The sequence below is a fragment of the Lelliottia nimipressuralis genome (assembly GCF_004115925.1).
Classification (GTDB): domain Bacteria; phylum Pseudomonadota; class Gammaproteobacteria; order Enterobacterales; family Enterobacteriaceae; genus Enterobacter; species Enterobacter nimipressuralis.
This window is the reverse complement of sequence record NZ_SDDX01000005.1, coordinates 1-12,607: the sequence shown is the minus strand read 5'-3', so window position 1 is coordinate 12,607 and position 12,607 is coordinate 1. Positions and strand designations below refer to the sequence as shown.

The window sequence follows — 12,607 nt, the reverse complement described above, 5'->3', positions numbered from 1 at the left end:
TCCAAAAAGATGTTAAAATTGACCAATATCAATTAAGGCTTGAGCAGACCTATGATCCCGGAAAAGCGAATTATACGACGCATTCAGTCTGGCGGTTGTGCTATCCATTGCCAGGATTGCAGCATTAGCCAGCTCTGTATCCCGTTTACCCTGAATGAGCATGAACTCGATCAGCTTGATAATATCATCGAGCGCAAAAAGCCTATTCAGAAAGGGCAAACGCTGTTTAAAGCGGGAGACGAACTGAAATCGCTCTATGCGATCCGCTCTGGCACCATTAAGAGCTACACCATCACCGAGCAAGGTGATGAGCAGATCACAGGCTTCCATCTGGCGGGCGATTTAGTGGGCTTTGACGCTATCGGCACCGGCCATCACCCGAGCTTCGCTCAGGCGCTGGAAACCTCCATGGTTTGTGAAATCCCGTTTGAAACGCTGGACGATCTGTCAGGCAAAATGCCTAATCTGCGTCAGCAGATGATGCGTCTGATGAGCGGTGAGATCAAAGGCGATCAGGACATGATCCTGCTGCTTTCCAAAAAGAATGCGGAAGAGCGTCTGGCAGCTTTTATCTATAACCTGTCGCGTCGCTTTGCTGAGCGTGGTTTCTCCCCGCGTGAATTCCGTCTCACCATGACCCGTGGCGACATCGGTAACTATCTGGGCCTGACCGTTGAGACCATCAGCCGCCTGCTGGGTCGTTTCCAGAAAAGTGGCATGCTGGCGGTGAAAGGCAAATATATCACCATCGAAAACGGTGAAGCACTGGCGGTTCTCGCCGGTCACTCCCGCAACGTCGCCTAAGCCTCGCTTCTCTTCAGCCGGATCGATAAATTTTCGTGATTTATTGATCTGGCAAAACCTTATCCCCTGTTTCATTCAACATATATAGGTTACTCTTTTAATTACAGACTGTGGTGACAGTAGTAAGGAGACCTGTATGGCAAAGTATCAAAACATGCTGGTGGCCATCGATCCTAATCAGGACGATCAACCGGCGTTACGGCGAGCTGTCTATTTACATCAACGGATTGGCGGCAAAATCAAAGCGTTTTTGCCGATCTATGACTTCTCATATGAGATGACCACCCTTCTGTCGCCTGACGAGCGCACTGCTATGCGTCAGGGAGTGATCAGCCAGCGGACCGCGTGGATCCGCGAGCAAGCTAAATATTACATTGATGCGGGGATCCCCATCGACATCAAAGTCGTGTGGCATAACCGTCCTTTCGAAGCCATTATCCAGGAAGTGATCAGCGAAAAACACGACCTGCTGCTGAAGATGGCGCACCAGCACGACAAGCTGGAAGCGGTGATTTTTACCCCAACCGACTGGCACTTGCTGCGTAAATGCCCTTGCCCGGTGTGGATGGTGAAAGACCAGCCGTGGCCAGAAGGCGGTAAAGCGCTGGTGGCCGTAAACCTCGCCAGCGAAGAGAATTATCACAACGCGCTGAACGAAAAACTGGTTAAAGAGACAATCCAGCTTGCCGAACAGGTTAACCATACGGAAGTCCATCTGGTCGGTGCGTATCCGGTTACCCCTATCAATATCGCCATCGAACTGCCTGAATTTGACCCGAGCGTCTATAACGACGCTATTCGCGGTCAGCACCTGCTGGCCATGAAATCCCTGCGCCAGAAATTCAGTATCGACGAGAAAATGACGCACGTAGAAAAAGGGCTGCCTGAAGAGGTGATCCCGGATCTGTCGGAGCATTTGCAGGCGGGGATTGTGGTGCTCGGCACGGTTGGGCGCACCGGTATTTCCGCAGCGTTCCTCGGTAATACGGCGGAACAGGTGATCGACCATCTGCGCTGCGATCTGTTGGTCATCAAACCGGATCAGTATCAAACCCCGGTGGAGCTGGATGACGAAGAAGACGATTGAGTAGTGTTAGACAGAAAAAGCCGCCAACGATGGCGGCTTTTTTATGCCGGTTTGCCCGGCACTGAGGTTCGTCAAAGGCCCGGCAGCTAGCGCCGCCGGGCAATAGCGCGACTACAGCGCTTTCAGAATCGCATCCACGCTGGCTTTCGCATCGCCAAACAGCATGTGGGTGTTCTCTTTGAAGAACAGCGGGTTTTGTACGCCAGCGTAACCAGTGTTCATCGAGCGTTTGAAGACGATAACGTTCTGCGCCTTCCACACTTCCAGAACCGGCATCCCGGCAATCGGGCTACCTGGATCATCCTGCGCCGCCGGGTTCACCGTGTCGTTGGCGCCAATCACCAGTACCGTATCGGTGTCGGCGAAATCATCGTTGATCTCGTCCATTTCCAGCACCACGTCATAAGGCACCTTGGCTTCCGCCAATAGCACGTTCATGTGACCAGGCAAGCGCCCTGCCACCGGGTGAATACCGAAACGCACTTTGATCCCACGCGCACGCAGCTTCTCGGTGATTTCTGCCACCGGATACTGCGCCTGCGCCACCGCCATGCCGTAGCCTGGGGTGATGATCACTGAATGGGAGTTTTTCAGCATATCCGCGGTGTCTTCCGCCGTGATTTCACGGTGCTCACCCACTTCTTCGTCACCGCTGGATGACGCGCCGTCCGTACCAAAACCACCGGCAATGACGCTGAAGAATGAACGGTTCATCGCCTTACACATAATGTAAGACAGAATCGCACCCGACGAGCCCACCAGTGCGCCGGTAACGATCAGCAGGTCGTTGCTGAGCATAAAGCCCGCTGCCGCCGCTGCCCAACCGGAGTAGGAGTTCAGCATCGATACCACGACAGGCATATCCGCCCCGCCGATAGAGGCCACCAGATGCCAGCCAAACGCAAGCGCGATGACGGTCATCACCAGCAGCGCCAGCACCTGCATGCCGGTGCTTTCGGTACGCACGAACACCACCAGCAGCAGGAAAGAGACCACCAGCGCCGCGAGGTTCATTTTGTGACGGTTTGGCAGCATCAGCGGCTTAGACGAGATTTTGCCGCGCAGTTTGCCAAAGGCCACGATTGAACCAGTAAAGGTCACCGCACCGATGAAGATCCCGAGGAATACTTCGGTCAGATGGATATTGACCAGAATCGGTTCCATGCCCGGTTCGTGGTACAGATAGCTGTTAAAGCCGACCAGCACCGCCGCCAGACCGACGAAGCTGTGCAGAATCGCCACCAGCTCTGGCATTTCGGTCATTTCGACGCGTTTTGCCAGGCGAATACCAATCGCCCCACCGATAATCATCGCCACCAGGATCCACGCGACATTGCCGGTATCCGGCCCGAAAATGGTGGCAATCAGCGCAATCGCCATCCCCGCGATACCGAAGTGGTTCCCGCGCTGCGACGTTTCGTGCTTGGAAAGCCCCGCCAGACTGCAAATAAACAGGATTGCGGCAACAATGTATGCAGCTGTTACTAATCCTCCAGACATATGCTACCCCTTAGCCTTTACGAAACATTTTCAGCATGCGCTGAGTCACGGTGAAACCACCGAAAATATTGATACTGGCGATAAGCACCGCGATGAAGCTCAGGAAGCTGATCCAGCCGCCGTGACCAATCTGCAGTAACGCCCCCACCACGATGATCCCTGAAATGGCGTTCGTTACCGACATTAAAGGCGTGTGCAGTGCGTGAGAGACGTTCCACACCACGTAGTAACCGACAACGCAGGAGAGCGCGAACACGGTGAAGTGGCCGAGGAACTCTTTCGGTGCCACGTCAGCAAGCCAGCCGAACAGAATAATCACCAGCGCCATCAGCGCGTATTTACGCCATGGAGAGACCGGTTTCGGCGGCTCTTTGGGTGCCGGTGCGGCTTTCTGCGCCGCCTGAGGCTGCGCGGAAACCTGAATTGGCGGAGCCGGCCAGGTGATTTCGCCGTCACGAATCACCGTCACGCCGCGCACTACCACATCGTCAAAATCAACGACCACGTTGCCATCTTTCTCTTTACACAGCAGCTTTAGCAGGTTCACAAGGTTCGTGCCGTACAGCTGGGAAGACTGCGTTGGCAGGCGGCCTGGCAGATCGGTGTAACCGATAATTTTCACGCCGTTGGCAGTGGTCATCACTTCGTTCGGTACGGTGTATTCACAGTTACCGCCGTTCTGCGAGGCCAGATCGACAATCACGCTCCCGGCTTTCATGGAATCGACCATTTCACGAGTGATCAGCTTCGGCGCGGGTTTGCCAGGGATCAGCGCCGTGGTGACGATAATATCGACCTCTTTCGCCTGCGCCGCGAAGAGTTCCATTTCCGCTTTGATGAACGCTTCGGACATCACCTTAGCGTAGCCATCTCCGCTGCCCGCCTCTTCCTTGAAGTCCAGTTCAAGGAACTCGGCGCCCATACTCTGCACCTGCTCTTTCACTTCAGGGCGCGTATCAAACGCACGTACGATCGCACCGAGGCTGTTCGCCGCACCGATCGCCGCAAGACCCGCGACACCCGCACCAATCACCATCACTTTTGCCGGTGGGACTTTCCCTGCCGCCGTGATTTGACCAGTAAAGAAGCGACCAAATTCATGGGCAGCCTCAACGATGGCACGGTAGCCGGCGATGTTCGCCATGGAACTCAACGCATCCAGCGACTGTGCGCGGGAGATACGCGGCACGGAATCCATCGCCATGACGGTGACGCCACGCGCGGCCAGTTTCTCCATCAGCTCCGGATTTTGCGCAGGCCAGACGAAGCTCACAAGCGTGGTGCCCGGATTTAATAGGGCGATTTCGCTCTCGGTTGGCGCATTCACCTTCAGAATTACCGGTGCCTGCCAGATCTCAGACCCGCTCACCACCTCAGCGCCCGCCTGAATAAATGCCTCGTCATCGAAGCTCGCCAGTTTGCCCGCGCCGCTTTCAACCGCGACGGTAAAACCCAGTTTAAGCAGCTGCTCGACCGTTTTCGGCGTAGCAGCAACGCGGGTTTCATTGGCTAACCGTTCTTTTGGTACCCCAATACGCATAGTTTTCCCTTCCATCGGTTCTTGATGATGGTTTGTCGATAAATGACCGCGATTTACATAAGCGTCGCCAGGGAGAGCCCTGACGGGTAAATAACCACGGAAAATAAAACAGTAACAAACTTTCTATAACCTACTGAAAATACCGCTTGTGATCTACAGCAAGAAAACACTATTTCTGACTTTATCTGTGAAAAATAAGTGATCGCGGTCTCTGACAGCGATATTTACCTTATTTTCATCGCCAGGGCCGATAAATAGCTCAAGCGAAGCGGTAAAACATGATATAGCGCCGCATTAGAACAACCCATTAACATTAAATTAACTTGTAAAAGTCATATGCTTAATCAGTTTTACTGCTAAAACGCTTGTTTACTCGACATATCAGTAAATGTTATCGAATTTGATCCTGTCGTGAGCACAGGGAGTGAAAAATCGCGCAGACAGCGACGGGTTTTAAATGCCATAATCGGCGACGAATTCAAATTAACAACAACACCAGTACCTGGTTTGCGCAAGGCGAAGGATTATTTTTATGAAGCTTAAGAACACTCTCCTGGCGTCCGCACTCCTTTCTGCGATCGCCCTGTCCGCTAACGCCGCGACAGAGTTAACGCCGGAGCAAGCGGCAGCGTTGAAACCTTACGATCGTGTGACGGTTACCGGTCGTTTTAACGCCATTAGCGATGCAGTGCGAGCAGCGTCACTTCGCGCTGATAAAGAGGGTGCCGCCTCTTTTTATGTCGTTGATACATCTGATTACGGTAGCGGCGGCAACCTGCGCGTCGTGGTCGATCTCTACAAGCAAGATGCGAAAAAAGCGGATGCGCCGAAAAACCGCGTCATTAATGGCGTGATGGAGTTGCCAAAGGAGCAGGCGATTGCGCTTGAGCCGTATGACACCGTGACCGTCCAGGGCTTCTACCGCAGCCAGCCTGAAGTGAACGATGCCATCACCAAAGCCGCGAAGGCGAAAGGGGCTGCCTCTTTCTATATCGTGCGCCAGATTGACGCTAACCAGGGCGGCAACCAGCGTATTACCGCTTTCCTGTACAAAGCCGATGCCAAAAAACGCGTTCTGCAAAGCCCGGATGTGATCCCTGCGGATTCTGAAGCCGGTCGCGCAGCGCTGGCGAAAGGCGGCGAAGAAGCGAAGAAAGTGGAAATCCCGGGCGTGGCAACCACCGCGACCCCAAGTGCTGACGTCGGTCGTTTCTTTGAAACTCAGACCACCAAGGGCGGCCGTTACACTGTCACCCTGCCGGACGGCACAAAAATTGAAGAGCTGAACAAAGCCACTGCCGCGCAGATGGTGCCTTTCGATAGCGTCAAATTCACCGGTAACTACGGCAACATGACCGAAGTCTCCTACCAGGTGGCGAAGCGTGCAGCGAAGAAAGGTGCGAAGTATTACCACATCACCCGCCAGTGGCAGGAACGTGGTAACAACGTGACCATCAGCGCAGACCTGTACAAGTAAATCATCAGGTGTGAAAAGGCGGCGCAATGCCGCCTTTTTTGTAACTTTTCTCTAATTTCTGCCTCACATCATTGCATGCCTGCAAGACACTCCGTAAAATCCCGCGCCTTAGTGTGATCCACCATTTTTATGCGCTTGTGCGAAATAATTATTCTGGATTTGGACCTTTCATAACAGGAAGCCAATGGAAAAGAAACTTGGCCTGAGCGCTTTAACTGCGCTCGTTTTAAGCTCCATGCTGGGTGCAGGCGTATTCAGTTTGCCGCAGAATATGGCGGAAGTCGCCAGCCCCGCGGCGTTGCTCATCGGCTGGGGGATCACCGGCGTCGGGATCCTGCTGCTGGCCTTTGCCATGTTATTGCTCACGCGCATCCGCCCGGATCTGGACGGCGGAATATTCACCTACGCCCGCGAGGGGTTCGGCGAGCTGATCGGCTTCTGCTCGGCCTGGGGCTACTGGCTCTGCGCGGTGATCGCCAACGTCTCCTATCTGGTGATCGTCTTCTCTGCGCTCAGTTTCTTTACCGATACGCCTGAACTGCGCTTCTTTGGCGATGGCAATACCTGGCAATCGATCGTCGGGGCGTCGGTGCTGCTGTGGTTAGTTCACTGGCTGGTGCTGCGCGGCGTGCAGACGGCGGCGAGCATTAACCTGGTGGCGACGCTGGCCAAGCTGGTTCCGCTGGGCCTGTTTATCGTGCTGGCGTTTATCGCGTTTCGTCTTGATGTTTTCAGCCTCGATTTCAGCGGTGTCGCGCTTGGCGTACCGGTCTGGGAGCAGGTGAAAAACACCATGCTTATCACCCTGTGGGTGTTTATCGGCGTCGAAGGCGCGGTGGTGGTTTCAGCGCGCGCCCGTAATAAGCGCGACGTAGGCCGTGCCACGCTGCTGGCGGTACTGGCTGCGCTGAGCGTCTATCTGCTGGTGACGCTGCTCTCTATCGGCGTGGTGGCGCGTCCTGAGCTGGCTGAGATGCGTAACCCGTCGATGGCGGGCCTGATGGTCAGAATGATGGGGTCCTGGGGCGACGTTGTGATTGCGGCTGGGCTGATTGTTTCGGTCTGCGGCGCTTACCTGAGCTGGACCATTATGGCGGCAGAAGTGCCCTTCCTGGCCGCGACGCATAAGGCTTTCCCGCGCCTGTTTGCGCGTCAGAACAAAAACAGCGCACCCTCGGCGTCCCTGTGGCTGACCAACATCAGCGTGCAGGTCTGTCTGGTGCTGATCTGGCTCACAGGTTCTGACTATAACACCCTGCTGACCATTGCCTCCGAGATGATTCTGGTACCCTATTTCTTAGTCGGGGCTTATCTGTTAAAAATAGCCAGCCGCCCGGCACATTACATGGTCGGTGTTGGCGCTTGTCTCTACGGATTATGGTTACTCTATGCCTCGGGCCCTATGCATCTGCTGCTCTCTGTGGTGCTGTATGCGCCGGGCCTGCTGGTGTTTATCTACGCTCGCCGCACGCATCAGCTGGGTCACGCGCTCAAGCGTCGTGAAATGGCGTTGATTGGCATGTTACTGGTTGCTGCCGTACCGGCAACGTGGATGTTGATGGGATAAGCGCGATTTTTCCCATCGTTGAACTCTCAAGGAAAATACGATGGGAAATGCACCGCAACGCCCGATTCTGATTACTGGCGCTGGCCGACGCATCGGCCTCGCCCTTGCTCACCATTTTCTTAGCCAGCATCAGCCGGTGATCGTCAGTTACCGAACAGAATACAACGCTATAGAAGGATTGAGAAAAGCCGGTGCCGTCTGCATCCAGGCAGATTTTGCCACCGACGACGGGATTCTGGCGTTTGCCGACAAGGTAAAATCAACCACCGACGGTCTGCGCGCCATCGTGCATAACGCCAGCGCCTGGCTGGCGGAAACCCCGGAAACCTCGCTCAGCGAAACCCTCGCGGCGATGATGCAGATCCACGTCCACGCCCCCTATTTGCTCAACCACGCCCTGCAGGATTTGCTGTGCGGGCACGGTCACGCCGCGAGCGATATTATTCATTTCACCGACTATGTGGTGGAACGCGGAAGCGACAAACATATCGCCTATGCGGCGAGTAAAGCGGCGCTGGACAACATGACGCGCTCGTTCGCCCGCAAGCTCGCGCCAGAGGTCAAGGTGAATGCTATCGCCCCGTCGCTGATTATGTTTAACGATCATGATGACGCGGAATACCGCCAAAAAGCGCTCAATAAATCACTGATGAAAATCGCGCCGGGCGAGAAAGAGGTGATCGATCTTATCGACTACCTGCTGACCAGCCGCTACGTCACAGGGCGCTCTTTTGGCGTAGATGGCGGCCGCCCGCTGAATTAGTGAAAGCGGCTCCAGAAGAAGATCAACACCCAGGCGCTGAGGCTCCAGCATACTACCGCCCCGCCCAGCGCCAGGGGTAAGCGCATCATGGCCGTGAAATACCACAGCGACAGAAGATAGATAAAATAGGGAATGATGGACCACATGCCAAACACGATGGTGGTGCGCAGCGCGTCAATGCCACGCTCTGACGCCACGATATAGTGGGCAATGAGCGCAAAGGTCGGGAATAACGGAATCAGCCCGGCGATATAGTAATTTTTCGTCTTCGCTAAAATGCCAATCAGCACCACGACCAGCGCACCCAGCGCGGCTTTGATTAAGAGCGCCATTCTTTTCCCTTAACAATCAACTAATAATACCGGTCAGAATAACGGAACTCAGGTTAATTTAGAAAGATTAATGGAAGGTTAAGGTTACGCGGTGTATGTTGGCTTTTTTCACGAAAACAGACGTTGTATGAATAAGATCGTTTTTGTTGAGGACGAACCCGAAGTCGGCCAACTGATTGCCGCCTATCTGGGAAAACACGATATGGACGTAATCGTTGAGCCGCGTGGCGACCGCGCTGAAGAGGTGGTGCTGCGCGAGAAACCGGACCTGGTCCTGCTCGACATCATGCTGCCCGGCAAAGACGGGATGACCGTGTGCCGCGACTTGCGCGCGCAATGGGACGGCCCGATCGTGCTGCTCACCTCACTCGACAGCGACATGAACCATATTCTGTCGCTTGAGATGGGCGCGAACGATTATATTCTCAAAACCACGCCGCCAGCGGTGCTGCTGGCCCGTCTGCGCCTGCATCTGCGCCAGCGCGTTGCGACGGAAAACCAGACAGCCTCTGCCGCACTCACGCCCCACAAAGCCATGCGCTTTGGCACCCTGTCGATCGATCCCGTTAACCGCCAGGTACTGCTTTCCGGGGTAGATATCGCGCTGTCGACCGCCGATTTTGACCTGCTATGGGAACTGGCCACCCATGCCGGGCAAATTATGGATCGCGATGCGCTGCTGAAAAACCTGCGCGGCGTCAGTTACGACGGTATGGACCGCAGCGTCGACGTCGCCATCTCGCGGCTGCGTAAAAAGCTGCTGGATAACGCCACCGAGCCGTACCGCATCAAAACCGTGCGTAACAAAGGCTATTTGTTTGCGCCACATGCCTGGGAAACCTGATAACCCGACACGCCCCGTTCGAGCGCTGAAATATCCCCGGACGACAACAGCGGCTGCAGTTCCATCAGCGTCTCTTCCGGCAGCTGATACAGATTCAGCGCCAGCAGCCGTGCAATATCCTCTTCCGGCAGTCGATATTTCAGTATTTTTGCCGGATTGCCACCGACCACGGCGTACGGCGGCACGTCCTTGGTCACAACCGCTCCCGCCGCGACCACAGCCCCTTCGCCGATGGTGACGCCAGGCATGATCATGGCCCGCATTCCCAGCCAGCATCCATCCTGCAGCACCGTATCCCCACGCGGCTGATAGGCCTCTTTGATGGATTCCATAAACGGGTAAAGGCTGAGCCAGTCCAGACGGTGGGTGCTGTTCCCGCCCATCAGAATCACACACTCCGCACCGATACAGACAAAGTTACCGATGAAGAGCTGGTCCAGTTCGCCGAGCGGTTCCCAGTTTCTGCTTACCTCATCGCCGAGCAGATACCGCACCACCGAGCGCTCAAAACCCTTGTCCCAGCAGTCGCTGTAATAACTGTGCGTGCCTTTGATGTGAATATTGGGGTTCGTCACCGTCTGGTGAAGATATTCCGTCCTCGACCAATGTTTATCTGACATGTTTGACATCCTTTTCTGATGATATGAATGGGCTGATTATGCGCGATGGCGCTGTAACCGACTATCAACCACCCGCTACACAACGGAAATAAAAAACCGCCCGTAGGCGGTTAGTAGCAAGCTACCTGAGCGGTGGATCAACATCATCAGGTATGATGGGGTCAACGGGGTCAGTATCACCCGGCAGAGGGTCATCTACCGGTACAGGATCAACCCAATCTCGACGTTCAGTCACATTAACCTCCGACGAACGGTGTGTCAGGCACAGCCTGAGTCACTACTTTTTGCTTTTCTGCGGGCTCTTATCGTTGTCTTTCGGCGTATTATCCGGTTTTTTCGGCGTGTCTTTGTTGACTTGCGTAGAATAGTTTTTCACGGCTTACTCCAGTAGGGTATGCAGCCATTCACTGCAGACTAAGTATAGGTCGGTGACCTCAATAAGCCATGCGAAGCGGCACTTCAGGCGGGTTCTGGCCCCTTCAAAAATCCCCCGCGCGGAGGGCGTTGATAAAAAAAAGCCACCCGCCGAAAGCAAGCAGCTTAACTGTTATCTGTGATGTGATGATGCTAAAAAGCGAGGAATAGCAAAGTCATGTCGCGTGGTCATCAGAGAAGATTGATCTTTACCTCGTAACCTTCCAGACCGATCATTGTTTCACGCTCAGTAAAATCTATGCCAGACACCTCTTTCCCGGTTTTTTTCCGAAGCTCTATGATTTTCTTTGAGATAAGTGCAGAAATCTCTTCCTCGGCTTTTCTTTTAAGATCATCAGCAGTCATAATTTCACCTCTTCTGTCCATCTACCGTGTCATACGCTAAATATGTGGGCAAATTCTGTCAGTTTCAAGTAACCCTCTAAAAATCATAGACTATTCTGTTCGAATTTTGCACGGCGTCGCAGGAAAGAAGATGAACTCCGGCCTGCGAGCCGATAGGTTTCCTCAGAAACTAACATAGCTGTGGCTGTTGATACGCCCTTTGTGCATTGAGAAAGAGAGAAATCCTAGTAATAGGTGATCGTCACATTCACCTTCGCGGTGAAGGCACCGGTAAACTCGTGATCGCTCGCATCGGTAACCTGTGGCGCAGTTTGTATGACCGCCGCCTGAAAATACGCCGTATTTTTCCCTTTTTGGGCAATCCCAACGCTTTGCTTCACGCCCATCCTGACCGCTCTACCCTCGCTGTTAAACATACCCACTTCTAACCCATTTAGCTTTTCGCCATTTTGATCGCTCACTGCCGAAATGGTCTCTCGTCCGGGCACAATGGTGTAGGGCTCATCAAAGGTAAACTCGACATTGTTGGTGTAGCTGCTGCAGGTAAAATCCATACCAAAACGGGTCAGCTTCCCTTCCCGCGGGAATGAACCGCTGCTGCTTTTACGAAATTCCCCCAGGTCCACGGTCTGATGTTTGTTATCCAGCGAGCACGACGGCGCTGCCATATAGACGCCCGATCCGAGCGGTACGTCGACGCTTGAGGCGCCGCCCAGGCCGTCAATGGAGAACGTGAGGTGCGCCCCCGGCGGGATCACCGCTTCTGAGCGGTAATCCACCCAGCCCAGTTTAATCAGCTCCACGCGCATCGATTCGATGGCGAAATTGTATTTGTTATCAAACCGGTACAGGGTTTTTCCGGCGTTGTACTGGGCACCAAACTGCACCAGCGTCGAGTCCTCTTTCCCGTTAATAATCGGGTATTCCACCCCGAGGCGTTTCCCCAGCACCATACGGGCAGACGGATAGCTGTCCGGCGGGGTCTCTTCGCTCAGTGACACCGCCTTGATGTACATCTTCATTTTGATGCCGTTGTTGGTGGTCTGCGCCTCCCCCGTCCAGTCGAGCGCCTTATCATTCACCGTGCTGAGGCTGAGGGTGATGTTGCCGTCGAAATTCGCCGGAGCGTCCAGGTCCTGGCCGTCCGAGGTACAGGACAGGCGCATGTTGGGCAGAAACTGCGCGTAGTCCAGCGACAGCACGACGGTGTAGTCGGGGGTGTTTTCATCCACCGCAATCGGGTTTTCCCGGGTAAAGGGGGCAAACGGCAGCGCCCCCCCCGGTGTCAATATC

At 54.4% G+C, this 12,607-nt stretch carries 12 protein-coding genes; 6 read left to right on the top strand and 6 right to left on the bottom strand.

Annotated features, from left to right (window positions below; translation table 11 throughout):
* Nucleotides 1–51: 51 nt before the first annotated feature.
* Both fnr and uspE read left to right on the top strand, forming a co-directional pair.
* A complete protein-coding gene (gene fnr / locus ETG88_RS04925; RefSeq protein ID WP_014070017.1) occupies nt 52–804 on the top strand; it encodes a fumarate/nitrate reduction transcriptional regulator Fnr in 753 nt (250 codons plus the stop codon).
* A 136-nt stretch (nt 805–940) separates the two neighbouring features.
* Nucleotides 941–1,891: a universal stress protein UspE gene (uspE, locus tag ETG88_RS04920; RefSeq protein WP_100780346.1), complete on the top strand. Its 951-nt coding sequence runs from the start codon at nt 941–943 to the stop codon at nt 1,889–1,891.
* Between the two features lie 111 nt (nt 1,892–2,002).
* Here uspE and pntB read toward each other — a convergent pair whose 3' ends face one another.
* Both pntB and pntA read right to left on the bottom strand, forming a co-directional pair.
* Nucleotides 2,003–3,391 (bottom strand): Re/Si-specific NAD(P)(+) transhydrogenase subunit beta, encoded by a 1,389-nt coding sequence (gene pntB / locus ETG88_RS04915; RefSeq protein ID WP_100780347.1) that lies wholly within the window; start codon nt 3,389–3,391, stop codon nt 2,003–2,005.
* Between the two features lie 10 nt (nt 3,392–3,401).
* Nucleotides 3,402–4,931, bottom strand: coding sequence for a Re/Si-specific NAD(P)(+) transhydrogenase subunit alpha (pntA, locus tag ETG88_RS04910; protein ID WP_107703673.1), 1,530 nt, complete (start codon nt 4,929–4,931; stop codon nt 3,402–3,404).
* A gap of 532 nt (nt 4,932–5,463) precedes the next feature.
* Between pntA and ydgH the strand changes: the two genes are divergently transcribed.
* The 3 genes from ydgH (at nt 5,464) to folM (ending at nt 8,738) form a co-directional block, all read left to right on the top strand.
* The gene (gene ydgH / locus ETG88_RS04905) at nt 5,464–6,408 is read left to right on the top strand and encodes a DUF1471 family protein YdgH (RefSeq protein WP_129034819.1); all 945 of its coding nucleotides are present in this window, start codon (nt 5,464–5,466) and stop codon (nt 6,406–6,408) included.
* 184 nt (nt 6,409–6,592) lie between these two features.
* Nucleotides 6,593–7,975 carry an amino acid permease gene (locus tag ETG88_RS04900; RefSeq protein ID WP_100780351.1) on the top strand — a complete coding sequence of 461 codons (1,383 nt, stop codon included), beginning with the start codon at nt 6,593–6,595 and terminating at the stop codon, nt 7,973–7,975.
* Nucleotides 7,976–8,015: 40 nt separating this feature from the next.
* On the top strand, nt 8,016–8,738 hold the full coding sequence (gene folM / locus ETG88_RS04895) for a dihydromonapterin reductase (protein ID WP_129034818.1): 723 nt from the start codon (nt 8,016–8,018) through the stop codon (nt 8,736–8,738).
* Here the strand turns inward: folM and ETG88_RS04890 are convergent.
* On the bottom strand, nt 8,735–9,070 hold the full coding sequence (locus tag ETG88_RS04890) for a GlpM family protein (RefSeq protein ID WP_102103591.1): 336 nt from the start codon (nt 9,068–9,070) through the stop codon (nt 8,735–8,737). The two genes, folM and ETG88_RS04890, sit on opposite strands and share 4 nt — an antisense overlap.
* A gap of 127 nt (nt 9,071–9,197) precedes the next feature.
* On the opposite strand from ETG88_RS04890, the gene rstA reads away from it, so the two are divergent.
* The gene (gene rstA / locus ETG88_RS04885) at nt 9,198–9,914 is read left to right on the top strand and encodes a two-component system response regulator RstA (protein WP_100780354.1); all 717 of its coding nucleotides are present in this window, start codon (nt 9,198–9,200) and stop codon (nt 9,912–9,914) included.
* Here rstA and ETG88_RS04880 read toward each other — a convergent pair.
* The 3 genes from ETG88_RS04880 to ETG88_RS04870 form a co-directional block, all read right to left on the bottom strand.
* Nucleotides 9,881–10,534, bottom strand: a complete 654-nt coding sequence (locus ETG88_RS04880) for a CatB-related O-acetyltransferase (RefSeq protein ID WP_102103590.1) — start codon at nt 10,532–10,534, stop codon at nt 9,881–9,883. The genes rstA and ETG88_RS04880 overlap by 34 nt on opposite strands.
* Nucleotides 10,535–11,140: 606 nt before the next feature.
* The gene (locus tag ETG88_RS04875; RefSeq protein ID WP_129034817.1) at nt 11,141–11,314 is read right to left on the bottom strand and encodes a GnsA/GnsB family addiction module toxin; all 174 of its coding nucleotides are present in this window, start codon (nt 11,312–11,314) and stop codon (nt 11,141–11,143) included.
* A gap of 224 nt (nt 11,315–11,538) precedes the next feature.
* On the bottom strand, nt 11,539–12,607 hold a 1,069-nt coding region (locus ETG88_RS04870), incomplete at its 5' end, for a fimbrial protein (RefSeq protein ID WP_252152556.1).

Coding starts and splice junctions, on each gene's coding strand:
- fnr (WP_014070017.1), top strand. CDS start 52: ATGATCCCGGAAAAGCGAATTATACGACGCATTCAGTCTGGCGGTTGT.
- uspE (WP_100780346.1), top strand. CDS start 941: ATGGCAAAGTATCAAAACATGCTGGTGGCCATCGATCCTAATCAGGAC.
- pntB (WP_100780347.1), bottom strand. CDS start 3,391: ATGTCTGGAGGATTAGTAACAGCTGCATACATTGTTGCCGCAATCCTG.
- pntA (WP_107703673.1), bottom strand. CDS start 4,931: ATGCGTATTGGGGTACCAAAAGAACGGTTAGCCAATGAAACCCGCGTT.
- ydgH (WP_129034819.1), top strand. CDS start 5,464: ATGAAGCTTAAGAACACTCTCCTGGCGTCCGCACTCCTTTCTGCGATC.
- ETG88_RS04900 (WP_100780351.1), top strand. CDS start 6,593: ATGGAAAAGAAACTTGGCCTGAGCGCTTTAACTGCGCTCGTTTTAAGC.
- folM (WP_129034818.1), top strand. CDS start 8,016: ATGGGAAATGCACCGCAACGCCCGATTCTGATTACTGGCGCTGGCCGA.
- ETG88_RS04890 (WP_102103591.1), bottom strand. CDS start 9,070: ATGGCGCTCTTAATCAAAGCCGCGCTGGGTGCGCTGGTCGTGGTGCTG.
- rstA (WP_100780354.1), top strand. CDS start 9,198: ATGAATAAGATCGTTTTTGTTGAGGACGAACCCGAAGTCGGCCAACTG.
- ETG88_RS04880 (WP_102103590.1), bottom strand. CDS start 10,534: ATGTCAGATAAACATTGGTCGAGGACGGAATATCTTCACCAGACGGTG.
- ETG88_RS04875 (WP_129034817.1), bottom strand. CDS start 11,314: ATGACTGCTGATGATCTTAAAAGAAAAGCCGAGGAAGAGATTTCTGCA.